This is a genomic window from Streptomyces sp. NPDC005281 (assembly GCF_040607495.1).
Taxonomy (GTDB): Bacteria; Actinomycetota; Actinomycetes; order Streptomycetales; family Streptomycetaceae; genus Streptomyces.
Window position 1 is genome coordinate 15,597 of sequence record NZ_JBEXGX010000026.1, and the last position, 22,904, is coordinate 38,500.

Consider the following 22,904-nt stretch of genomic DNA (forward strand, 5'->3'; position numbering starts at 1 on the left):
CCCCGGGGTGTCACCTGGGCGCGGTTCCGGTCCGATGGTGGGTCGGGGCCGTGCCGGTGCATCAGCCCGTCGCCGTTGGACGGAGAGGTGACCGTTGGTGGCGACGGGCATCGATGTACCGGCACGTCCCCTCGAGCCGGATCCCGGCTGCGGGCACATCGTGGTGGCTGCGGCTCCCGGATGCGGGTGCGGGATCCATCCCGACAGACAACATAAGTTTCAGCCCCTCCGGCGTTTGAGGAACGGGGTCTGGGGGCTGAGCCCCAGGTATGGGTCGGGTAGGGGCGGAGGGGGCGAAGAGTGCTTGTGGGGCGGTGGGGCCTCGAACATCCGCCCGGCTCGGGATAGCCTCCGGCCATGGGGAATGGGCAATGGTTTCCGGCGGAGTGGCCGGAGCGGATTCGGGCGCTCGCCGAGGGCACGCTGACGCCGGTCACGCCCCGGCGCGCCGCCACGGTGATGCTGGTCAAGGACAGTGAGACCGGTCCGGTGGTCCACATGCTGCGCCGTCGTGCCTCCATGGCCTTCGCCGGAGGCGCGTACGCGTATCCGGGCGGCGGTGTGGACCCGCGCGACGACGAACAGCAGATCCGCTGGGCGGGCCCCACGCGCGCGTGGTGGGCGCAGCGGCTCGGTGTGGACGAGACCTCCGCCCAGGCCATCGTCTGCGCGGCCGTACGGGAGACGTACGAGGAGGCGGGCGTCCTGCTCGCCGGACCCAGCCCGGACAGCGTGGTCGGTGACACCACGGGGGACGACTGGGAGGCGGACCGGGCGGCCCTGGTCGCCAGGGACCTGTCCTTCGCCGAGTTCCTCGACCGCAGGGGGCTCGTGCTCCGCTCGGACCTGCTTGGGGCGTGGGCCCGCTGGATCACCCCGGAGTTCGAGTCCCGCCGCTACGACACGTGGTTCTTCGTGGCCGTCCTCCCCGAGGGCCAGCGCACGCGCAACGCCTCCACGGAGGCCGACCGCACGGTGTGGATCCGTCCCGCCGACGCGGCGGCCGGCTACGACAAGGGCGAGCTCCTGATGATGCCGCCCACCATCGCCACCCTGCGCGGGATCGTGGGGCACGAGAGGTCCGCCGACGCCCTCGCGGCCGCGGCCGGCCGTGATCTGGCGCCCGTTCTGGCCGAGGCGCGCCTGGAGGACGGCGAGGTCGTCCTCTCCTGGCCCGGACACGACGAGTTCACCAAGCACATCCCGGCCGGCGGAGCCTCCGCATGAGCGACGCAGCAGCCCTCCCCGGCCAGCCGCGAGGCACGGTCCTCTCCGGCCCGGCCACCGCGCGCGCGGTGAACGTCCTCGCCCCCAACGCCTCCGCGATGACCCTGGACGGCACGAACACGTGGATCGTGTCCGAGCCGGACTCCGAGCTCGCCGTCGTCATCGATCCCGGCCCCCTGGACGACATACATCTGCGCACTGTCCTGGACACGGCCGAGAAGGCCGGGAAGCGTGTCGCGCTGACCCTGCTCACCCACGGGCATCCCGACCACGCGGAGGGCGCGTCGCGCTTCGCCGAGTTGTCGGGGACCGCCGTGCGCGCCCTGGACCCCGCGCTGCGGCTAGGGGACGAGGGGCTGGCCGCGGGAGATGTGATCAGCCTTGGCGGGCTCGAGCTGCGCGTCGTGTCCACTCCCGGGCACACCGCCGACTCGCTGTGCTTCCATCTCCCGGCCGATCGGGCCGTGCTGACCGGGGACACCGTCCTGGGGCGCGGTACGACCGTGGTGGCCCACCCCGACGGCCGTCTGGGCGACTATCTCGACTCCCTGCGCCGGCTCCGCTCGCTGACGGTCGACGACGGCGTCCACACCGTCCTGCCCGGTCACGGGCCGGTCCTCGACGACGCACAGGGCGCGGTCGAGTTCTATCTCGCCCACCGAGCCCACCGGCTCGCCCAGGTCGAGACCGCCGTCGAGAACGGCCTCCGGGCTCCCCAGGAGGTCGTCGCCCACGTCTACGCGGACGTGGACCGGTCGCTGTGGCCCGCGGCCGAGCTCTCGGTGCGGGCACAGATGGACTATCTGCGGGAGCACGGGCTCATCTAGTTGCCTGTCGCGGCACTAGCTGGTGCCGTTGCCTGTCGCTGAACATGACGCGTCCCGGGGCGTGGCGGCGTTTTCCGGGCTCCTGGAGGAGCGCCTCAGGGGCGGGGCGCCTTGATGCCGTGCACGCGCGCGTACTCCCCGGCCAGCCACGGCCCCAGATCGTCCGCGTACGCGCGAAGGACGGCCCCGCGAAGGACGGCCGGGCCCCCGGCCGGCTCGTATCCGCGTACGGCGGCGCTCCGCATCTCGGCGGCCCGCCGCGGGTAATACGTGCCGAACGCCTCGGCCATCTCCCCGAGGCTGCTGGTCCAGCCGTTCCAGCGCGGCATGACGAGCGTGAAGCCGGTGCGCACGAGGTGCCGGGACATCGAACGGACCAGCGGGCGCCTGGCCTCGTCGGTGTCCGCTGCGGCGATCCGCTCGCGCCAGCGCGGCAGCAGCAGCGCGAGGTCGCCGTTCGTCTCGCGGGCCAGCAGCGCGTCGGGACGGTAACGCGGAAGGTGTTCGGCCAGATCCTCGCCCAGAAGAGGGGTGCAGAGGCAGGCGACGAACCAGCCGAGGTCGTTGGTCTCCAGGTCGCTCAGCAGCCGCGTACGGCTGAACAGCAGCGCTCCCACGCCGTCGATCTCGGCGAACTCCTCGTCGAGCGCCCCTTCGAGCGCGCGGGCGTCGGCACGGTCCGTGTCGGTCGGCTCCTCGCGCAGGGACAGCAGCAGGTCGAGGTCGGAGCGTCCCACGCGCGCGGTGCCGCGCGGGATCGAGCCGTAGAGGTACGCGCCGTCCAGCCAGGCCCCGAAGACGTCCAGGAGGCGCTCACGGGCCGCCGCGACGACAGGCCTGAAGGCGGACGGCACGCGCGCGGGTGATCCCTCGCGCTCGATGTACCCCTGGGCGTCGAGCCCGCTGCGGTGCCCTGGTGCGGCCATGCGCCCACTGTGCCGCGATGGGCTGTCCCGGCGCAGATCATTTACGGCCGCGCGGGACGTGCCGGGAGACGGCACGTCCCGGCTTCGCGGGCTACGAGGTCGTGGTCCGGGTTCGAGGGTTACGACGAGGGGGCGTCGACGGGGCCGTACGACGACGGGGTCCCGCCTCGGAAGAAGGCGGGACCCCGTCGACGTACGGCGGAAGGCGTCAGCGCGAGCGCTTGGCGAGCCTCTCCACGTCCAGGAGGATCACCGCGCGGGCCTCCAGGCGGAGCCAGCCGCGGCCCGCGAAGTCGGCGAGCGCCTTGTTGACGGTCTCGCGGGAGGCGCCGACCAGCTGGGCCAGCTCCTCCTGCGTGAGGTCGTGCACGACGTGGATGCCCTCTTCGGACTGCACACCGAAGCGGCGCGACAGGTCGAGCAGGGCGCGCGCGACACGGCCGGGCACGTCGGAGAAGACCAGGTCGGACATCTGGTCGTTGGTCTTGCGCAGGCGCCGGGCGACGGCGCGCAGCAGAGCGGCGGCCACCTCGGGCCGCGCGTTCAGCCAGGGCTGGAGGTCGCCGTGGCCGAGGCCGAGCAGCTTGACCTCGGTGAGCGCGGTGGCGGTCGCCGTGCGCGGGCCCGGGTCGAACAGCGACAGTTCGCCGATCAGCTCACCGGGGCCGAGGACGGCCAGCATGTTCTCCCGCCCGTCGGGCGAGGTGCGGTGGAGCTTCACCTTGCCCTCGGTGACCACATAGAGGCGGTCGCCGGGGTCGCCCTCATGGAAGAGGGCGTCGCCTCGCGCGAGGGTCACCTCACTCATGGAGGCGCGGAGCTCCGCGGCCTGCTCGTCATCGAGCGCCGCGAAGAGCGGGGCGCGCCGCAGAACGTCGTCCACGAGTTCTCTCCTTGTCGACCTGCTCAGGGGACTGTGCTCCCCCTTGGTACCAGGGGACCGTGTTCCCCATCTTGCCGGACGGTCCAAACAGTGTGATCAGTCACAAGTCTGCCGCACTGGCGTCCCAACGAGTGCGGCAGGGGGCCAATTGGGGGCCGATCTTCAGGGTCCGGGGCGGATGTCGGTGCCGGGCTTTAGGCTGGCCGGGTGTCCAAATCGCCGGTGAGAGCACAGGACAAGGGGGCTGGGCGGGTGGTTGTACGTCGTGATTCTGCTGTGGGCGAACAGGCCCCCGACGGAACCAAAGAACCGACAAAAGAGGCAGAGTCGAAGCCGGTGAAGGCCGTGTCCAGGGCGGCGTCGAAGGCGGCATCGGCGACGGCCGGTGGGAAGAACGCGAAGAAGACGGCACCTCCGGCCGCCAAGAAGGTGACAGCGGCGAAATCAGCCGCCAAGAAGGTGGCACCCGTGGATCCGGCCGCAGAGAAGGCGACACCGGCCAAGTCGGGTTCCAAGAAGGCGGCCGCCGAGGACGCGACACCGGCCAAGTCGGCCTCCAGGAAGACAGCCGCCGAGAAGGCGACACCGGCCAAGTCCGCCTCCAGGAAGACGGTCTCCGGGAAAACCGCCGCCAAGAAGACGGCCCCGGCGAGCGCGGCGTCCAAGAAGGCGGCGGCCGTTGAGGCGGCCTCCGGGAGGAAGACGGCACCCACGCGGACCGTCGCCCCCGCCCCGCCGCGGAACGAGTCGCACACCGCCCTCGTCCGCCGGGCCCGCCGCATCAACCGCGAACTCGCCGAGGTGTACCCGTACGCCCACCCGGAACTGGACTTCGAGAACCCGTTCCAGCTGGTCGTCGCCACGGTCCTGTCCGCCCAGACCACCGACCTGCGGGTGAACCAGACGACGCCGGCGCTCTTCGCCCGGTACCCGACCCCCGAGGACCTCGCCGAGGCCAACCCGGAGGAGGTCGAGGAGATCCTGCGCCCGACCGGGTTCTTCCGGGCCAAGACCAAATCCGTCATAGGGCTCTCCAGGGCCCTGAGGGACGACTTCGGGGGCGAGGTGCCCGGCCGCCTCGAAGACCTCGTGAAACTGCCTGGAGTGGGCCGCAAGACCGCCTTCGTCGTGCTCGGCAACGCCTTCGGACGGCCCGGAATCACCGTAGACACCCACTTCCAGCGGCTCGTGCGGCGCTGGCAGTGGACCGCCGAGACCGAGCCCGACAAAATCGAGAAGGCCGTCGGCGAGCTCTTTCCGAAGAGTGAGTGGACGATGCTGTCGCACCATGTGATCTTCCATGGCCGCCGTATCTGCCACGCCCGCAAGCCCGCCTGCGGCGCCTGCCCCATCGCCCCCCTCTGCCCGGCGTACGGGGAGGGCGAGACCGACCCCGAGAAGGCGCAGAAGCTTCTGAAGTACGAGAAGGGCGGCTTCCCCGGACAGCGGCTCAACCCCCCGCAGGCCTATCTGGACGCCGGCGGCAGGCCCGCGCCACCACTGGGCGCCGGATGACGGAACGAACACGGCCTCGGCGGGCGTTGGGAACAGCAGAACGGGGGTGGCGATGAAGCACGCAGGCGGCACACAGGACGCGAGCAACACGCAGGGCGGTCCGGTGCTCAGCAAGGAGGGTCTGCCCGGCTGGCTCGGACCGGTGGCCCAGGTCGCGGAGACCGTGGAACCGCTCCAGCTGAGCCGCTTCCTGCCGCCGGCCAACGGCACGGGCCGCCAGTCCGCCGTGCTCGTCCTCTTCGGTGAGGGCCCGCGCGGCCCCGAACTGCTGCTCATGGAACGGGCGGGCACTCTCAGATCCCACGCCGGACAGCCGGCCTTCCCCGGCGGCGCCCTCGACTCCGAGGACGGCGACCCGGCGACCGACGGGCCGCTGAACGCCGCCCTGCGCGAGGCCGAGGAGGAGACCGGCCTCGACCCGAGCGGCGTCCAGCTCTTCGGCGTCCTGCCCAAGCTCTACATCCCGGTCAGCCGCTTCGTGGTCACCCCGGTCCTCGGCTGGTGGCGCCGTCCGACACCCGTCGGCGTCGTCGACCCCGGAGAGACGGCCCGGGTCTTCACCGTTCCCGTGGTGGATCTCACGGACCCGGCCAACCGTGCGATCACCGTGCACCCCAGCGGCCACCGCGGTCCGGCATTTCTGGTCGAATCGGCCCTGGTCTGGGGGTTCACGGCCGGAGTGATCGACAAGATTCTGCATTTCGCGGGCTGGGAGCGTCCGTGGGACCGCGAGAAGCAGGTCCCGCTCGACTGGCGCGCGTGACAAGGTGACCTTCGTGAATGTGCTGGACATCCTGTTGCTGGTCGCCGCCGTGTGGTTCGCGATCGTGGGCTATCGCCAGGGCTTCGTCGTCGGCATCCTGTCGGTGATCGGCTTCCTGGGCGGTGGCCTCGTCGCTGTCTACCTGCTCCCGGTCATCTGGAGCTGGACGACCGACGACAGCAAGGTGAGTACGACCGCCGCCGTGGTCGCGGTGGTCGTCGTGATCGTCTGCGCCTCCGTCGGCCAGGCCCTCACCACCCACCTCGGCAACAAGCTGCGCCGGTACATCACGTGGTCCCCGGCCAGAGCCCTGGACGCGACCGGCGGCGCCCTGGTGAACGTCGTGGCGATGCTGCTCGTCGCCTGGCTGATCGGTTCCGCCCTCGCCGGCACCACACTGCCGACGCTCGGCAAGGAGGTCCGCAGCTCCAAGGTGCTGCTCGGGGTTTCGCGCGCGCTGCCCAACCAGGCCAACACCTGGTTCGCCGACTTCTCCTCGGTCCTCGCGCAGAACGGCTTCCCGCAGGTCTTCAGCCCGTTCGCCAACGAGCCCATCACCGAGGTCAAGCCGCCCGACCCCCAGCTCGCCGCCAGCCCCGTCGCCACCCGCTCGCGGAACTCCATCGTCAAGGTCATGGGCACCGCCCAGAGCTGCGGCAAGGTCCTCGAAGGCACCGGTTTCGTCTTCGGCGACCGCCGCGTGATGACCAACGCGCACGTGGTCGGCGGAGTCGACGAACCCACCGTCCAGATAGGCGGCCAGGGCAAGAAATACGACGCCAAGGTCGTCCTCTACGACTGGGAGCGCGACATCGCCGTACTCGACGTGCCGAACCTGAAGGCGCCCGCGCTGCGGTTCAGCACCCGGGACGCGACCAGCGGCGACAGCGCGATCGTCGCCGGGTATCCGCAGAACGGCTCGTACAACATCCAGCCCGCGCGTGTGCGGGGCCGCATCACCGCCAACGGCCCGGACATCTACCACCGCAAGACCGTGCGCCGCGATGTCTACTCGCTGTACGCGACGGTCCGTCAGGGAAACTCCGGTGGACCGCTGCTGACACCCGAGGGCAAGGTGTACGGCGTGGTCTTCGCCAAGTCGCTGGACGACGCCGAGACCGGCTACGCGCTCACCGCGGACGAGGTCCGGCAGGACATCGCCAAGGGGCGTACGGCCGACCAGCAGGTGGACAGCGACAGCTGCGCGCTCTGACCGGCGGACAGGATCCCAGCCGCTGGGACGGTGCCGAAGGGCCTCAGCCGCGAGGGCGGTGCGGGGGCGGTCTCAGCTCGCGTGGGGCCGGCGCCTGAGGGCTTCAGCCGCGTGGATGGCGCAGCCGCATGGAGACCCAGCGGGCCCGGCGCCGCAGGATGTGCGGAATCCCCACGCGCGGATCCGTGCCCGTCAAATGCGGGGCGCCCCCCTGACGAGAGCTCAGACCCGTGGCCGAGCGGCGATTGCGTGCTGCGTCACTGTAGTCGTGCGTCCAGCCCATACCCCGACGTCTGCCCCTGCCCCAAGGTCCATAACCTCGCCCCAGCCCTTCAATTGGCCTATGCGCCGGGCAATTGGCCGTTCGCAGCACAGGTGTTCACGGTCCGCGTCGCGGGCGTGACGCCGGGCGCTTTCGGGCGATCGGGCGAGGGTGACCGAGGTGTCACCGATCGGGTTCCGGGTCCTTCAGCCAGTTGATCAGTTCGGTGGAGAAGGCGACCGGATCCTCTTCGTGGGGGAAGTGTCCCAACCCGTCAAACAGCCGCCAGCGGTAAGGAGCTTCGACGTACTCCCCGGAGCCGGCCGCGCTCCGCGTCCGCATCACCGGATCGAGTGAGCCGTGCAGATGCAGCGTCGGCACCCGCACCGGCCGCTTCATGCGCCGATTGAACTGGATGCCGTCAGGGCGCGCCATGGACCGCACCATCCACCGGTACGGCTCGATGGAACAGTGCGCGGTCGAGGGGATGCTCATGGCCCGTCGGTACGTCTCAAGGGTGTCCTCGTCCGGCTGCCGGGGGCCCGACCAGTCGCTCACCAGACGGCCCACCAAGGCGGCGTCGTCGGCCAGGAGTTGACGCTCGGGGATCCAGGGACGCTGGAACCCCCAGATGTACGATCCCGCCGTCGTCTGCCTCACGTCGGAGAGCATCGCGGAACGCCAGCGCCGCGGATGCGGCATGGACGACACCGCGAGCCGGCGGACGAGCTTGGGCCGCATGGCCGCCGCCGTCCACGCCAGATAGCCGCCGAGGTCGTGCCCGACCAGCGCCGCGTCGGGCTCGCCGAGGGAGCGTACGACCCCGGTGATGTCGAGCGCGAGATTGGCGGGGTCGTAGCCGCGCGGGGTGCGGTCGCTGCCCCCGACGCCCCGCAGGTCCATGGCGACGGCCCGGAACCCGGCGTCGGCCAGCGCGACGAGCTGGTGACGCCAGGCCCACCAGAACTGCGGGAAGCCGTGCAGCAGCAGGACGAGCGGTCCGTCGCCGAGCTCGGCGATGTGGAAGCGCGCGCCGTTGGCCGCCACGTCCCGGTGCGTGACCTTCCGGTCGCCGGGAAGGTCGATCCGTACGACCGAGGTGGGTTGCGCCGAAGGTGTGGCGGGGTCCGTCATGAGGATGAGCGTGCCACAGCCTTGACGGCGTCCTCGACCGGTTCCGGCCGCGGGTGCGGCTTGGCGTTCTGCAGAACACCCGCCGTCTCCTTCATGGACGCGGCCACCTTCTGCGGGCTCTTGCTCTTCTTGGCCTTCTTCGCGAAGATCACGCCGATCAACGCGAGCACGGCCGCGACCAGCACGTTCGCCGCGAACGCCAGCAGGAAGCAGATCGCGAGATTCCAGTGGCTCCAGGTGCGGATGCCGTACGTGAGGGCGAAGCTGAGCATCGGCATGGAGAAGATCAGGACCGCGCCTGCCGCCGAGAACGCGCCGCCGCTGACCGCACCGCGCTTGACGTCCTGCTTGAGCTGCGCCTTCGCCAGCGCGATCTCGTCGTGCACCAGCGCGGACATCTCGGTCGTCGCCGCGGCGACCAACTGGCCGATACTGCGTTCGGCACCGACCGGGCTCCCGTCGGGTGCACTCATCGCGATCTCCCTCTTCTGCATGTGTTTGTACGGTCCTGTCAGATCATGCCGGACCGTCGTTCCCCTCGCTTGCCCCACCCGCCACTTCGGCAAGCCTGCGGTGCTCCGCGGCCTTGCGTTCGTGGATCGCGGCCATGCGCAGGTGGTACGCGGGCTTGTCCTGCTCGTAGATGTCGGGGATGCCGTCGAGGTCCTCGTCGCGCTCCTCGGCCTCGCACAGCGAGCGGTACTTGGAGTTGCGTATCTTCAGCAGCGCCGTGGCGAGGACGGCCGCGATGAACGAGCCGATCAGGACGGCGGCCTTGGTCTCGTCGGTGAGGCTCGTGTTGCCCGCGAAGGCGAGCTCGCCGATGAGCAGGGAGACGGTGAAGCCGATGCCGGCGAGGGTGGCGACGGCGGCGACGTCGGCCCATTCCAGGTCCTCGCTGAGCGAGGCCCTGGTGAACCGGGCCGTCAGCCACGTACCGCCGAAGATGCCGACCGCCTTGCCGACGACGAGCCCGAGCACCACGCCGAGCGTCTCGGGCCGGGTGAACACGTCGTGGATCGCGCCGCCGGAGACCGCGACCCCGGCACTGAACAGGGCGAACAGCGGCACGGCGAGGCCCGCCGACACCGGGCGCACCAGATGCTCGATGTGTTCGCCGGGGGAGTGTGCCTCGCCTTCGAGCGGATGGCAGCGCAGCATCAGGCCCATGGCGACGCCGGCGATGGTGGCGTGGATGCCGCTGTTGTACATGAGGGCCCAGATCACCAGCGCGAGCGGCACGTACACGTACCAGCCGTGTACGCCCTTGCGCAGCAGCAGCCAGAAGACGCCGAGGCCCGCGACGGCTCCGCCGAGCGCCGCGAGGTTGATGGAGTCGGTGAAGAAGACCGCGATGATCAGGATCGCGAACAGGTCGTCGACGACGGCGAGTGTGAGCAGGAAGGCGCGCAGGGCGGACGGCAGCGACGTTCCGATCACGGCGAGCACGGCGAGTGCGAAGGCGATGTCGGTGGCCGTGGGGACGGCCCAGCCTTCGAGGGAGCCCTGGCCGAACACGTTGGTCAGGACGTAGACGATCGCGGGAACGGCCATGCCGCAGACGGCGGCGGCCACGGGCAGTACGGCGGCCTTCGGGTCCCGCAGATCCCCGGCCACCAGTTCGCGCTTCAGCTCGATGCCGGCGACGAAGAAGAACACGGCGAGCAGTCCGTCGGCCGCCCAGTGCTCGACGGACAGGTCGAGCCCGAGGGCGGCAGGTCCGAAGTGGTAGTGCGAGACGGTCTCATAGCTGTGCGGCAGGGTGTTCGCCCAGATCAGTGCGGCGACCGCCGCGATCAGCAGCAGTACTCCGCCCACCGTCTCGGTGCGCAGCGCGTCCGCCACGAAGTTCCGCTCGGGCAGGGACATCAGGCCCAGGAACTTGCGCGGGGTGGTGTCGGGGGACGCGGCCACGGGGAGGACCTCCGGTCGAGCAGGCAGGACGGAGCACTCGCCGACCAGACTTCCCGGCACACCATGAACGATCTTGTCGCGTCTTGGACGCTTTGCTTACTTTACCCACGAAGCGGCCGGGTCGGTGGGGATCTTCACGTTACGACTGAACCGGGCGCGTGGCTTGTTGGTTGGTCCGACGGGGCAGTGGGGCAGCAGGGCTGAGGGGCAGTGGGGCTGAGGGCGGTCGGCCGTCGGTGGTTGGGGGAAACGAGTGGCCGGCGGACGGGGATGGCGACCGGGCGGTTCGGGGAGTGACCGGGGAATGGCCCGGCGTCGGTCGGGGGCGCGCGGGAGTGGTGAGGGGTGCGAGGGCGGGGAAATGCGTGAGGGGTGCGGGAGCACGGTGAGCGTGCTCCCGCACCCCTCAGGGCCGGGCCGGCAGGGTGAGCCCGCCTCAGTCCTCGCTGGGTGCGGCCGGCAGCTTCGCCTGGATCAGGTCCATGACCGTGGAGTCGGTGAGCGTCGTGACGTCACCGAGCTCACGGTTCTCGGCCACGTCGCGCAGCAGGCGGCGCATGATCTTCCCGGACCGGGTCTTCGGCAGCTCGGCCACCGGCAGGACCCGCTTCGGCTTGGCGATCGGACCGAGCGTGGTGCCGACGTGGTTGCGCAGCTCCCCCATCAGCCCCTCTTCCTCGGCGGAAGCCGTCCCGCGCAGGATGACGAAGGCGACGATCGCCTGCCCGGTGGTCTCGTCCGCCGCGCCCACGACCGCCGCCTCGGCGACCGCCGGGTGGGAGACAAGAGCCGACTCGACCTCGGTCGTCGAGATGTTGTGCCCGGACACGAGCATCACGTCGTCGACGCGCCCGAGCAGCCAGACATCGCCGTCGTCGTCCTTCTTGGCCCCGTCCCCGGCGAAGTACTTGCCCTCGAAGCGCGACCAGTACGTGTCGAGGAACCGCTGGTCGTCGCCCCAGATGGTGCGCAGCATGGACGGCCACGGCTCGGTCAGCACGAGGTAGCCGCCACCGCCGTCGGGGACCTCGTTCGCGTCGTCGTCGACCACGGTGGCCGAGATACCGGGCAGTGCCCGCTGCGCCGAGCCCGGCTTCGTCTCGGTGACCCCGGGCAGCGGCGAGATCATCATCGCGCCGGTCTCGGTCTGCCACCAGGTGTCGACGATCGGCGTACGGTCCCCGCCGATGTGCTTGCGATACCAGATCCACGCCTCGGGGTTGATCGGCTCACCGACCGACCCGAGCACCCGCAGCGAGGACAGGTCGAACTTCGCGGGGATGTCGTCGCCCCACTTCATGAACGTGCGGATGGCCGTGGGCGCCGTGTAAAGGATCGTCACCCCGTACTTCTGCACGATCTCCCAGAACCGGCCCTGGTGGGGAGTGTCCGGGGTCCCTTCGTACATGACCTGCGTCGCGCCGTTCGAGAGCGGCCCGTACGTGATGTACGAGTGCCCGGTGACCCAGCCGATGTCGGCCGTGCACCAGTACACGTCCGTCTCCGGCTTCAGGTCGAAGACGGCGTGGTGGGTGTACGAGGCCTGCGTGAGGTAGCCGCCCGAAGTGTGCAGGATGCCCTTCGGCTTCCCGGTGGTCCCGGACGTGTAGAGGATGAACAGCGGGTGTTCGGCGTCGAACGCCTCCGGTGTGTGCTCGGCCGACTGCCGTCCGACGATGTCGTGCCACCACACATCGCGGCCCTCGGTCCAGGCGACGTCCTCGCCGGTACGGCGTACCACCAGCACCTTGTCGACTCCGGCGACCCGGCTCACCGCTTCGTCGACGGCGGGCTTGAGCGCGGACGGCTTCCCGCGCCGGTATCCGCCGTCGGAGGTGATGACGAGTTTGGCGTCGGCGTCCTGGATGCGGGTGGCGATCGCTTCGGCGGAGAACCCGCCGAAGACGACCGAGTGCGCGGCGCCGATACGGGCACAGGCCAGCATCGCGACGACGGCCTCGGGGATCATCGGCAGGTAGACGGCGACCCGGTCGCCCTTGCCGACACCCAGCTCGGCGAGGGCGTTGGCGGCCTTCGACACCTCGTCCTTGAGTTCGGCGTAGGTGATGGCCCGACTGTCGCCCGGCTCGCCCTCGAAGTGGATGGCGACGCGGTCGCCGTTCCCGGCCTCGACGTGCCGGTCCACGCAGTTGTACGCGACGTTCAGCTTGCCGTCGGCGAACCACTTCGCGAACGGCGGATTGGACCAGTCCAGTGTCTCGGTCGGCTCGGTGGCCCAGGTCAGCCGACGGGCCTGCTCGGCCCAGAAGCCGAGCCTGTCAGCCTTGGCCTGCTCATACGCCTCCGCGGTGACATTGGCGTTCGCCGCCAGGTCGGCGGGCGGCGCGAACCTGCGCTCTTCCTTCAGCAGGTTGGCCAGGCTTTCGTTGCTCACGACATCTCCCTTTCCCAGGGTGTCCGTTGTGTCCCAGGCCACAGCTCATCAGACCCGGGCCCCGGTGACAAGGGTCGACCTGAAATTGGTTTAGACCTATGCCCGGTCGTCGGCCCGGCCCACCGCCCACGCGGCACAACCACGCCCCGCGATACGGCTGCCCCGCCACCCTTCACGAGACCACACGCGTCCGCACGAGTCTGCCCCTTGTGACACGCACGTACCGGCCACCGGGTTCACCCCACCCCTTACCGGCCCCCCTCCGGTCATGCCTCCCCGGCCCCGCAGGTGCCCTCCGGTCCCCACCGGTACCCCTCCGGCCCCGCCCCCGTCTGTGTCCTCCCCTGCCCCTGCCCCGCCCCCTCCGGTCATGCCTCTCCTGGCCCCGCCAGTGCCCTACGGCCCCGCCCCGCCCCCGCCATCCCGCTCCCTGTGCCGGAACCACCGGCGTCCCGCACCCTGGCCGCTGGCCCATCCGGTGCGGCGATCCCCTCCGCATCCCATCCCTCGGCCGGGCGTGTCGGCGCCCTGCCCCGTCTCGCGGCCTGGGCCGGATCCCCACAGCGGGGGAGGGTGTACGTGGTGCGCGGCCCCGCCGACCAGGACCGCGCACCACCGTCCGATCACGCCGGATGCCGCAGCCCCTCCGCCGCGCCCACGTGATCGAACGCGCCTACGTGATCGAACAGTTCGGTCCCGTCGGCCTCGGCCAGCAGATAGGCCTGGGCCTCCCCGACGTGGAAGTACATCCCTTGCAGCTCGAGCACGCCCTCCCGCAGGGCCCTCGCCACGGACTCATGGGCCCGCAGGTGCTCCAGTTGCTGCACCACGTTGGTCAGACAGAGCTGCTCCACCGCGTCGGCGGGTGCCCGTCCGGCGATCCGCGCCCACGGCCTGTCGCCGGCGGCCATCCGGTCCAGGCTCGGCTGCCCGTGCCGCAGCCACCGCTTGAGCGGCGTGAGCGCCCCTCCGGGATCTGCCGCCAGCAGGGCCTGCATCGCCCCGCACCCGGAGTGCCCGCACACCGTGATGGACCGCACCTTCAGTACGTCCACCGCGTATTCGATGGCCGCCGCCACCGAGTCGTCCCCGCTCTCGTTTCCGGGCAGCGGCACGAGGTTGCCGACGTTCCGTACGACGAAGAGGTCGCCCGGACCACTGGATGTGATCATCGAGGTGACAAGCCGGGAGTCGGCACAGGTCAGGAACAGCTGGGACGGCCGTTGCCCTTCCCGAGCCAGCCGGGCCAGCTCATCGCGCACCAGGGGTGCCGTGTTGCGCTGGAACGCGCTGATTCCGCGCACCAGTCGATGTCCGTTCGGTCTGACCTCGACGGTCACCTCCTCCTGTCGGTCCGGTGATGCGGCCGAGACCGGGGGCCCCGGTTCGGCGGCGGCGTCGCACTGGTGGTTCCGCCAGGGTGTCCAGGGCCGGCAGCGGCAGTGTCTGGAGTTCGCGGGCTCGGCGATCCGCATTCCCTTCCGCCCGCCGAGATCGACCGTGCCGCCCTGGGCGACGTGGCCGCTCTGCCAGTCCTGAAGCGACTCGTATGCGGCGTGGTCCATGAACGAGCCGTCCAACTGCACGACGACGTCCGCCCCTCGGGGCACGAGATGCAGGGTGCGGCTGAGTCGGGGCACCGCGAGGAACGTCAACTGGCCTCGTACATGGACGTGATGGACTCCTTCCTGCTCCTCGTGCGTGATGCGCGTGCGGGTGAGACGGTGCAGGGCGACGCCGACGGCCACGGAGACCCCCAGAGCCACGCCCTCCAGAACTCCGAGGAACACGACACCGAGCGTGGTGACTACGTACACCGGCACTTCGCGGTGACGGGTGACCGTGCGGATGTGGTGCAGGGACACCATCTGGATGCCGACGGCCATCACCAGGGCGGCGAGCGATGCGAGGGGGATCAGCTCCAGGGTCGGGACCATCAGCAGCGCGGCAATTACTACGAAAACGCCATGCAGGATCGTGGAGTTCCGGCTGACGGCACCCGCTTGCACATTCGCGGAACTTCGCACGGCGACCCCCGCGACGGGCAGTCCGCCGAGCGCGCCGGACACGACATTGGCTGCGCCCTGCCCCAGTAGTTCCCGGTCGAGGCGGGAACGGCCCACACGGCCCTGGAGTTCCGGGCGGCCGCTGACCAGCTTGTCCACGGCGACGGCCCCGAGCAGTGACTGCACGCTGCACACCAGCGTCACGGTGAGGACGGCGGTGGCGACCCCGAGCACGGGGCCCTCGGGCAGCCCGGCCAGCGCGTGGCTGCTCCAGGACGGCAGCTCGACCCTCGGCAGCGTCAGTCCGGCGAGAGAGGCGGTCAGGGTGGCTCCGGCGACGGCGATCAGCGCGGCGGGGACCTTGCGCAGCACCTGCCCGGTCCGTCCGGGAAGACGCGGCCAGGCGAGCAGCAGCACCAAGGTCAGCACGCTCATCGACACCGCCGCCGAGTGCATGCGAGCCACTTGGTCCGGCAGTGCGACGAGGTTGTCGAGGACGGAGCTCTGCGGGATGCCCCCCAGCACGATGTGCAGTTGGGCGACGGCGATGGTGACCCCGATTCCGGCGAGCATGCCGTGCACGATGGCGGGGCTGACGGCCAGGGCCGTCCGGGCCACGCGTACGCAGCCGAGGCCCAGTTGGGCGATTCCCGCGAGCACGGTGATGGCACAGGTCGCGCGCCAGCCGTAGTGCTGGATGAGCTCGGCCGTGACGAGAGTGAGCCCGGCGGCGGGCCCGCTCACCTGGAGCGGTGAGCCGCCGAGCCGTCCCGCGACCAGTCCGCCGGCCGCGGCGGCGACAAGGCCGGCCTGGAGCGGGGCGCCGGTGGCGAGGGCGATGCCGAGTGACAGGGGAAGGGCGATCAGGAAGACCGCGATCGATGCGGACAGATCGGCGCCCGCGACACGGAAGCGTCGGGGCGGGGTCGGCGGGGGGCTGTGGGGCTGGTGGGTCTGCGCGGGCCGAGTCGGGTCGGCGGCGCGGGTGGGGACGCAGGCAGACATGGTTCCCGTCTCCTCCGGGGCAGCGCGGTCGCGGAACAGGTGATCCCCCGTCCGTGGTGGCGGGGGGCGGGTCGCGGCCGTGGGTCACGGCGTGCAGCGGCGGGATTTTCCAACGCTCGGTAAACGGATCGTAATGCAGAGTAAAGGGTTGATGTCGAAAATAGGGGTAAATGGGGCATCAATTCACCCTCGGGAGTGAAGTGGGCCTTTGATCGGCTTGTCGTACTTATTCCTTTCTCGGTCCCGTGGAACCTTGGCGGCGCTGCCGGTGCGCAGCCGCGCATCACCGCGAACCGCTCCGGCGCCCTGACCGGGCCCCGACCGGTGCGGCCCGACCGAGGAGAAGGAGGGCGGAACATGGCCGCCACCCAGAGGATCGCCGCAGGTACGGCAATCGCCGCGGCCTGCGCCACGGCGCTCGCCGGTTGCGCGGGCGGCGGCACGGCTCCCCGGGAAGGCGCGCACGGCGCGAAGAAGGCGGCGGGGATCCCGGCACCCAAGGCGGCGGGCCGTCTGATCGGCGACGGTTCCACTTCGTACACCGGGGCGCAGCCGCATCTGCCCCGGCCCGAACGGCTGAAGCCCGGCCAGAGGCCAGCGCAGTTCGTCGTCTTCTCCTGGGACGGAGCCGGCGAGGACAGCCAGAAGCTCTTCTCCCACTTCCGGAAGCTCGCCAAGGCCAACAGGGCGACGATGACGTACTTCCTGAGCGGCGTGTACATGCTCCCGGAGGCCAAACGTGACCTGTACCGTCCGCCACTGCACTCGCCCGGCAGTTCGGAGATCGGCTTCAACGACGAGCAGGGCATCAAGGACACCGTGGACCAGCTGCGCGGCGCGTGGCTGGAGGGCAACGAGATCGGCACGCACTTCAACGGTCACTTCTGCGGCGCGGAGGCCGGGGTCGGCCAGTGGTCGGTCGGGGACTGGAAGAGCGAGATCGCCCAGGCGAAATCGTTCGTGAAGTCCTGGAAGACCAACACGGGTCTGAAGGACGCCGCGCCGCTCCCCTTCGACTACGACAAGGAACTCGTCGGCGCCCGCACACCCTGCCTGGAGGGCCGGGAGAACTTCATGAAGGCCGCCCGTGAGCTGGGTTTCCGCTACGACACCAGCGGCGTGGGCGACCAGGTCTGGCCGAAGAAGAAGGAGGGGCTGTGGGACCTGTCCATGCAGCTCGTGCCCTTCCCCGGACACTCCTACGAGCAGCTCACCATGGACTACAACTTCATGGTCAACCAGTCGGGCACCCATACTCAGGTCGACCCGGGCAAGCAGCAGTTCTGGGGCGACCAGTTGCGTGACGGGCTGCTGAAGGGCTTCGGCCGCGCCTACGACGGCAACCGCGCGCCACTGATCATCGGCAACCACTTCGAGTCCTGGAACGGCGGCACCTACATGCGTGCCGTCGACGAGGTCGTCGAGCGCGTCTGCACGAAGGCCGAGGTGCGCTGTGTCTCCTTCCGGCAACTGGCCGACTGGCTCGACGCCCAGGACGCGGCCACCCTCGGCAAGCTCAGCGGCCTCCAGGTCGCGGAGGCGCCGAAGCGGGGCTGGGCGTCCTTCCTCGCCGGCCGCCGTCCTGCCCCGGCCCCGAGGGGCGTTCCCGGGGCGCCGGCGGTCAAGCCGTAGCGGCGCTTCGGGAGGCCCTGCCGGTCGGGCCGCCTGTAGTGGTGCTGCGCGCCGTCCTGCTGTTCGGGCCTGTAGTGGTGCTCAGGGCAGTCCTGCCGCTCAGGCTGTGGCGGCGCTTCGAGCCGTTCTTCGCTCAGCCCGAAGCGGCGCCTTCAGCCAGTGGCCGCTCAGGCGGTGGCCATCCGGCTCTCGCCGAGCACGAAGCCGGGGTCGATCTGTCCGGCGAGGTCCACCCCGGTCTTGGCGTTGCCCCAGCCGGTCGCGTTCTTCAAGTGGAACTGCACCATCTGGCGCGTGTACCGCTCCCAGTCGCGCAGCTCGTACGTGGCGTCGACGGCGGACCGCAAGGTGTGCAGCGAGCGCCGGTTGGTCTCCTCCAGGGCCTCGAACTTGGGCGGACGGCCCTTCTCCATGGCGCGCACCCAGTCCGAGTGCCCGACCGTGACCAGGAGGTCGTCACCCACCTCCGCGCGCAGGAAGTCGATGTCGTCCTCGTTCTGCACCTTGTTGCCGACGACCTTCAGAGCGATGCCGAAGTCACGGGCGTACTCCTTGTACTGGCGATAGACGGAGACTCCCTTCCGGGTCGGCTCGGCGACGAGGAACGTGATGTCGAAGCGGGTGAACAAGCCGGACGCGAAGGAATCGGAGCCCGCCGTCATGTCGACGACGACGTACTCGCTCCGGCCGTCGACGAGATGGTTCAGGCAGAGCTCCACAGCACCGGTCTTGGAGTGGTAGCAAGCCACTCCCACATCGGCCTCGGTGAACGGGCCGGTGACCATCAAACGGATCACACCGCCGTCGAGTTCCACCGGCCGGGCGCAGGCGTCGTACACCGGATTGGTCTCAGCGACCCGCAGCAGTCGGGAGCCTTCTCCGGGCGGAGTCGTCTTGATCATCGTCTCGGCGGACGCGATGCGCGGGTTGGAGCCGCGCAGGTAGTCCTTGATGAGCGGCAGCCGCTCACCCATGGCGGGGAGCTCGGCGGCCTCCGTCTCTTCGAGCCCGAGCGCGGCCCCCAGATGCTGGTTGATGTCGGCGTCCACGGCGACGACGGGTGCCCCCGAGGCGGCGAGGTGGCGGATGAAGAGCGAGGACAGGGTGGTCTTCCCGCTGCCGCCCTTCCCGACGAAAGCAATTTTCATGTTCACCAACAGTAGTGCGATCGTCGCCCTACGTGCTCGCACCGCGTGAAGAAGACCACTCATTCGTGGGGCGCGTGCCGGGGGTGCGTAGTGTCGTACTCATGAGTACGACAGGTGCGGCCGCCGATCCGCTCGCGGCCCTCGGTTCACTTCCCGGGGTGGCCGATTCCGTGGAGTCCGTGCGAAAGGCTGTGGACCGGGTCTACGGACACCGGATCATGCGACGGCGCAGCAACGAGATCACGTCCGAGGCGGCGCTGCGCGGGGCCCGTGGTTCCGCGGCGCTGTCCGGTGCCGACTGGGCCCTCGAAGAGGTGCGCCGGCGTTCCGACTTCAGTGTGGGGGAGGAGGACCGTACGGTCGGCGCCGCTCTGCGGCTGACCGCCGAGGCGGGTCAGCTTCTGTCCATCTGGCGGCAGTCGCCCCTGCGTGTCCTGGCCCGGCTCCATCTGGTCGCGGCGGCCGACCGGGGCGACGCGGTGGGCCGGCCGAGGCGGAGCGGGGAGACGGCCGACGAGCCCTTGGTGGAACTGCCGCTGCCGGACGCGGACGAGGTCGCCGGTCGTCTCGAAGGTCTGTCCCAGCTGATCATCGCGGGCGGTTCGGCCCCGGCTCTGGTCACGGCGGCCGTCGTCCACGGCGAACTGATCGCCCTGCGTCCCTTCGCCTCTCACAACGGGCTGGTCGCGCGTGCTGCCGAACGTATCGTCCTGATCGGCAGCGGTCTGGACCCGAAGTCCATCTGTCCGGCGGAGGTCGGTCACGCGGAACTGGGCCGTGCGGCCTATCTCGCGGCACTGGACGGCTATGTCTCCGGCACCCCGGACGGCATGGGCGCCTGGATCGCGCACTGCGGCCGGGCTGTCGAACTGGGCGCCAGGGAGTCCGCCGCGGTCTGTGAGGCGCTTCAGCGCGGCGCCGCGTAAGGGTGTCGGTTCGCCCGGAAAAGGGTTGCGGCGGTACGAGTTCTCGTACCGCCGCTGGCATGTTCACCGGGGTACCAAGCGTCCTCGAGATGTTGCCCATCAGGTCGGGATCTTCTGCCCGTCACCTGGTGCGGCTGGCCCGTAATCGACGGGTCGACGTCGCGTGGGTGCTCGATGTCCATGCTCGGTCCGTGGGGCCTGAATGCGTTTGAAGGTGATCCTCTCGGATGTCCTTGGTCTCGCGGGCCGCTAAACCCTTTGTACTCCAGGTCCGGAGGAAGTGAAACCCCTTACCGCACTTCTTTACTTTTAGGTTCAAAAGGGTGAGAAATGGACTTCATTGGAGCCGTCACGCGCGTGACGGCTCACACCGCCGTCGCTCGGCGTCGGCTGGCGTACCAGACGAGTCCTGCCGTGGCCGCCGCCGCTCCTATGGCGGCCGCCGCGACGAGAGCGGGGCGAGGCGGTACGGACAGGGCGGGCAGTCGCTGCTTGAGCCGGACCGGGCGGTGGAAATCCAGGATCGGCCACGAGCGGCTGACGGCCTCACGGCGCAGCGCGCGGTCCGGATTCACCGCGTGCGGGTGTCCGACGGACTCCAGCATCGGCAGATCGGTCGCCGAGTCGCTGTAGGCGTAACAGCGGGCGAGGTCGTACCCCTCGGACACGGCCAGCTCCTTGACCGCCTCGGCCTTCGTCGGTCCGTAGGCGTAGTACTCCACCTCCCCGGTGAAGCACCCGTCCTCGCCGACGACCATGCGGGTCGCCACGACGCGGTCGGCGCCGAGCAGCTCTCCGATCGGTTCGACGACCTCGGCGCCGGACGTGGACACGATCACGACGTCACGGCCGGCCTTGTGGTGCTGCTCGATGAGTGAAGCGGCCTCGTCGTAGATGATCGGGTCGATGAGGTCGTGCAGTGTCTCGGCGACGATCTCCTTGACCTGCTGGACATTCCAGCCCCGGCACATCGAGGACAGGTACTTGCGCATCCGCTCCATCTGGTCGTGATCGGCGCCGCCCGCCAGGAACACGAACTGGATGTATGCGGTGCGCAAGGCCGCCCTGCGGCTGATCAGTCCGCCTTGGTAGAACGACTTGCTGAAGGTGAGCGTGCTCGACTTCGCAATGACCGTCTTGTCCAGGTCGAAGAAGGCCGCTGTGCGAGGCAAGGAGTGGTTTTCCACGAGGTTGAGCATAGGGCCCACCATTCGGCGTAAGGTGAGGCGCGTGGGTTTGCCTGAGAGGGCTCTCGGGTACACCATGGAAGTCACGGATCGTTCGCGACCGTGCTAACCCGGTCCGACTCCTCCCCCCCCGAGTCGGCCGTGGGGACGACCCCCGCTCTCCCCCCCGGCGGGGGTCGTCGCATGTCCGGATGGGTTTTCTCCACTTCTGCGCGACCCCGGAGCCTCCCCGGCACCGTTGATTCCGCGCCTCTTCTGCACCCATGATCCGTCACTGTGTGTAGTCATCGGGATGCTCTGTGGAAGCCGTTGAGCGTTCACCGGTATGCGTGAAGGCGATATTCACAGCCTCGGCGTTGTCCACAGTTTTCGACCAAGATCCACACGATTTCCGGGATCGCTGCACCGTGATTCTCACGCGCTCCGTTCGCGGCCAGTTCATGGCCGGGTTCCGTTTGTCGGACGCGTTTGGCCGGTTCGTATCGGCCGTTCATATGGAGGCCGCCTGCCGGCACTTCACACGAGCGGGAATCACGGGGTCCCGGAGGGCCCCGCGCAAGAAGCATCGAAGGGGGCTGGAGATCGTGGCGGGAGCCATCACCCATGACCGGCCGTCCACCGCCGAAGGGCGGCAGGGCGGACCATTGATCGTCACCGAGGACGTCGAACTTCTCGACGACCTGCTGCGCCTGTGCGCCGCGGCGGGCGCCCGGCCCGAGGTCCACCACGGGATTCCGGAACGCAGGGGAAGCTGGGAGGCGGCACCTCTCGTCCTGGTCGGCGACGACGCGGCACGCCGCGTGAGGGGCGCCGAGCGGAGAAGGGGAGTGGTCCTGGTCGGCCGGGACCAGGACGATCCCGGAGTCTGGCGGCGTGCCGTCGAGATCGGCGCGGACCATGTCCTGGTGCTGCCGGACGGCGAGCAATGGCTGGTCGACCGCATCGCCGACGTGGCCGAAGGAGTCGGCCGGCCCGCTCTCACCGTCGGCGTGCTCGGCGGCCGCGGCGGGGCCGGGGCCTCCACGCTGGCCTGCGCGCTCGCGGTCACCTCGGCGCGGGAGGGAAAACGCACACTGCTCGTGGACGCGGACCCTCTCGGCGGCGGACTCGACGTACTCCTGGGCGGAGAGGCGGCCGAGGGGCTGCGCTGGCCGGCGTTCGCGGCATCCCGCGGCAGGGTCGGCGGTGGCGCCCTGGAGGAGTCGTTGCCCCAAGTGCACGCCCTGCGGGTGCTGAGCTGGGACCGGAGCGACGCGGTCACCGTTCCCCCGCAAGCGGTGCGCGCGGTGCTGGCCGCCGCCAGACGGCGCGGAGGCGCGGTGGTCGTCGACCTGCCCCGCCGCATCGACGAAGGTGTCGCCGAGATCCTCGCCCAGCTCGACATGGGGCTGCTGGTGGTCCCCGCCGACCTGCGCTCCATCGCGGCGGCCGGGCGGGTGGCGTCCGCGGCCGGCATGGTCCTGCGCGATTTGCGGATCGTGGTCCGTGGACCCTGCGCACCCGGTCTCGATGACCGCGAGGTCGCTCGCCTCCTCGATCTGCCCCTGGTGGGCGAACTGCCTCATGAATCCTTCCCGTTGGACGGCGGGCCACCACCGGGGAGCGCTGTGAAGGGGCCTCTGGCCCGGTTCTGCTCGGCCTTCTGGAAGCGGGTTCCGGTCGAAGGAGGGGGCGTATGAGCTGGAAAACGAGTCGAGCCACGGACCACGGCACGCGAATCGACAGCCGATCGGAAGCCGGTCCTCAGGGCGCGTACGTGGGCCGTTCACGAGCGCGAGCGGAGACTCGGGAGGTATCCGGGCCATCTCCGTCCGGACAGACGGACACGCGGGACGGACCCGGGCGGCCCGGGTGGCATCCGTCCGTACGTGCCGGTGCGCGGGACGGTCCCCCGCCCTACCTCTCCCGGAGGAGGGGAGCACGGGACGGCTCGGCAGGCTC

Annotated in this window: 18 protein-coding genes; 8 read left to right on the forward strand and 10 right to left on the reverse strand. The window is 70.2% G+C overall.

Annotated elements, in window-relative coordinates:
- Nucleotides 1-357: 357 nt before the first annotated feature.
- Both ABZV42_RS30440 and ABZV42_RS30445 read left to right on the forward strand, forming a co-directional pair.
- A complete protein-coding gene (locus ABZV42_RS30440; protein WP_355986854.1) occupies nucleotides 358-1,227 on the forward strand; it encodes an NUDIX hydrolase in 870 nt (289 codons plus the stop codon).
- On the forward strand, nucleotides 1,224-2,054 hold the full coding sequence (locus ABZV42_RS30445) for an MBL fold metallo-hydrolase (RefSeq protein WP_355986857.1): 831 nt from the start codon (nucleotides 1,224-1,226) through the stop codon (nucleotides 2,052-2,054). Before ABZV42_RS30440 ends, ABZV42_RS30445 begins: the two co-directional genes overlap by 4 nt.
- A 95-nt stretch (nucleotides 2,055-2,149) precedes the next feature.
- On the opposite strand, the gene ABZV42_RS30450 is transcribed toward ABZV42_RS30445, so the two are convergent.
- Nucleotides 2,150-2,980 (reverse strand): nucleotidyltransferase, encoded by an 831-nt coding sequence (locus tag ABZV42_RS30450; RefSeq protein ID WP_356054602.1) that lies wholly within the window; start codon nucleotides 2,978-2,980, stop codon nucleotides 2,150-2,152.
- Nucleotides 2,981-3,188: 208 nt separating this feature from the next.
- A complete protein-coding gene (locus ABZV42_RS30455) occupies nucleotides 3,189-3,863 on the reverse strand; it encodes a Crp/Fnr family transcriptional regulator (RefSeq protein ID WP_006382668.1) in 675 nt (224 codons plus the stop codon).
- A 429-nt stretch (nucleotides 3,864-4,292) separates the two neighbouring features.
- Here ABZV42_RS30455 and nth point away from each other — a divergent pair, with 429 nt between their 5' ends.
- From nth to ABZV42_RS30470, 3 genes are read left to right on the forward strand one after another with little or no spacing between them, the layout of a single operon-like run.
- Nucleotides 4,293-5,378: an endonuclease III gene (nth, locus tag ABZV42_RS30460; protein WP_356054661.1), complete on the forward strand. Its 1,086-nt coding sequence runs from the start codon at nucleotides 4,293-4,295 to the stop codon at nucleotides 5,376-5,378.
- A gap of 52 nt (nucleotides 5,379-5,430) precedes the next feature.
- Nucleotides 5,431-6,141 (forward strand): CoA pyrophosphatase, encoded by a 711-nt coding sequence (locus ABZV42_RS30465; RefSeq protein WP_355986863.1) that lies wholly within the window; start codon nucleotides 5,431-5,433, stop codon nucleotides 6,139-6,141.
- A gap of 13 nt (nucleotides 6,142-6,154) precedes the next feature.
- Nucleotides 6,155-7,354 carry a MarP family serine protease gene (locus ABZV42_RS30470; protein ID WP_355986866.1) on the forward strand — a complete coding sequence of 400 codons (1,200 nt, stop codon included), beginning with the start codon at nucleotides 6,155-6,157 and terminating at the stop codon, nucleotides 7,352-7,354.
- A gap of 103 nt (nucleotides 7,355-7,457) precedes the next feature.
- Here ABZV42_RS30470 and ABZV42_RS30475 read toward each other — a convergent pair whose 3' ends face one another.
- From ABZV42_RS30475 to ABZV42_RS30500, 6 genes are all read right to left on the reverse strand, one after another.
- The gene (locus tag ABZV42_RS30475) at nucleotides 7,458-7,637 is read right to left on the reverse strand and encodes a hypothetical protein (protein ID WP_355986869.1); all 180 of its coding nucleotides are present in this window, start codon (nucleotides 7,635-7,637) and stop codon (nucleotides 7,458-7,460) included.
- 162 nt (nucleotides 7,638-7,799) lie between these two features.
- Nucleotides 7,800-8,750, reverse strand: coding sequence for an alpha/beta hydrolase (locus ABZV42_RS30480; protein WP_355986872.1), 951 nt, complete (start codon nucleotides 8,748-8,750; stop codon nucleotides 7,800-7,802).
- Nucleotides 8,747-9,223, reverse strand: a complete 477-nt coding sequence (locus ABZV42_RS30485; RefSeq protein ID WP_355986875.1) for a phage holin family protein — start codon at nucleotides 9,221-9,223, stop codon at nucleotides 8,747-8,749. The genes ABZV42_RS30480 and ABZV42_RS30485 overlap by 4 nt, the downstream gene beginning before the upstream one ends.
- A 43-nt stretch (nucleotides 9,224-9,266) precedes the next feature.
- Nucleotides 9,267-10,619 carry a Na+/H+ antiporter NhaA gene (gene nhaA / locus ABZV42_RS30490; RefSeq protein WP_355986959.1) on the reverse strand — a complete coding sequence of 451 codons (1,353 nt, stop codon included), beginning with the start codon at nucleotides 10,617-10,619 and terminating at the stop codon, nucleotides 9,267-9,269.
- Nucleotides 10,620-11,100: 481 nt separating this feature from the next.
- Nucleotides 11,101-13,101, reverse strand: a complete 2,001-nt coding sequence (gene acs / locus ABZV42_RS30495; protein ID WP_355986878.1) for an acetate--CoA ligase — start codon at nucleotides 13,099-13,101, stop codon at nucleotides 11,101-11,103.
- 581 nt (nucleotides 13,102-13,682) lie between these two features.
- Nucleotides 13,683-16,070 carry a SulP family inorganic anion transporter gene (locus tag ABZV42_RS30500; protein WP_356054603.1) on the reverse strand — a complete coding sequence of 796 codons (2,388 nt, stop codon included), beginning with the start codon at nucleotides 16,068-16,070 and terminating at the stop codon, nucleotides 13,683-13,685.
- Between the two features lie 357 nt (nucleotides 16,071-16,427).
- Between ABZV42_RS30500 and ABZV42_RS30505 the strand changes: the two genes are divergently transcribed.
- Nucleotides 16,428-17,702: a hypothetical protein gene (locus tag ABZV42_RS30505; protein WP_356054605.1), complete on the forward strand. Its 1,275-nt coding sequence runs from the start codon at nucleotides 16,428-16,430 to the stop codon at nucleotides 17,700-17,702.
- A gap of 167 nt (nucleotides 17,703-17,869) precedes the next feature.
- Here the strand turns inward: ABZV42_RS30505 and ABZV42_RS30510 are convergent, their stop codons facing one another.
- Nucleotides 17,870-18,850: an ATP-binding protein gene (locus ABZV42_RS30510; RefSeq protein ID WP_356054607.1), complete on the reverse strand. Its 981-nt coding sequence runs from the start codon at nucleotides 18,848-18,850 to the stop codon at nucleotides 17,870-17,872.
- Between the two features lie 101 nt (nucleotides 18,851-18,951).
- Here ABZV42_RS30510 and ABZV42_RS30515 point away from each other — a divergent pair, with 101 nt between their 5' ends.
- Entirely contained in the window at nucleotides 18,952-19,776 is an 825-nt protein-coding gene (locus ABZV42_RS30515) for an oxidoreductase (protein WP_355986890.1), read from the forward strand.
- Nucleotides 19,777-20,141: 365 nt separating this feature from the next.
- Here the strand turns inward: ABZV42_RS30515 and ABZV42_RS30520 are convergent, their stop codons facing one another.
- Nucleotides 20,142-20,975, reverse strand: a complete 834-nt coding sequence (locus ABZV42_RS30520; RefSeq protein WP_355986893.1) for an HAD family hydrolase — start codon at nucleotides 20,973-20,975, stop codon at nucleotides 20,142-20,144.
- Nucleotides 20,976-21,547: 572 nt separating this feature from the next.
- Between ABZV42_RS30520 and ssd the strand changes: the two genes are divergently transcribed.
- Nucleotides 21,548-22,642 (forward strand): septum site-determining protein Ssd, encoded by a 1,095-nt coding sequence (gene ssd, locus ABZV42_RS30525; RefSeq protein ID WP_355986896.1) that lies wholly within the window; start codon nucleotides 21,548-21,550, stop codon nucleotides 22,640-22,642.
- Nucleotides 22,643-22,904 lie beyond the last annotated feature (262 nt).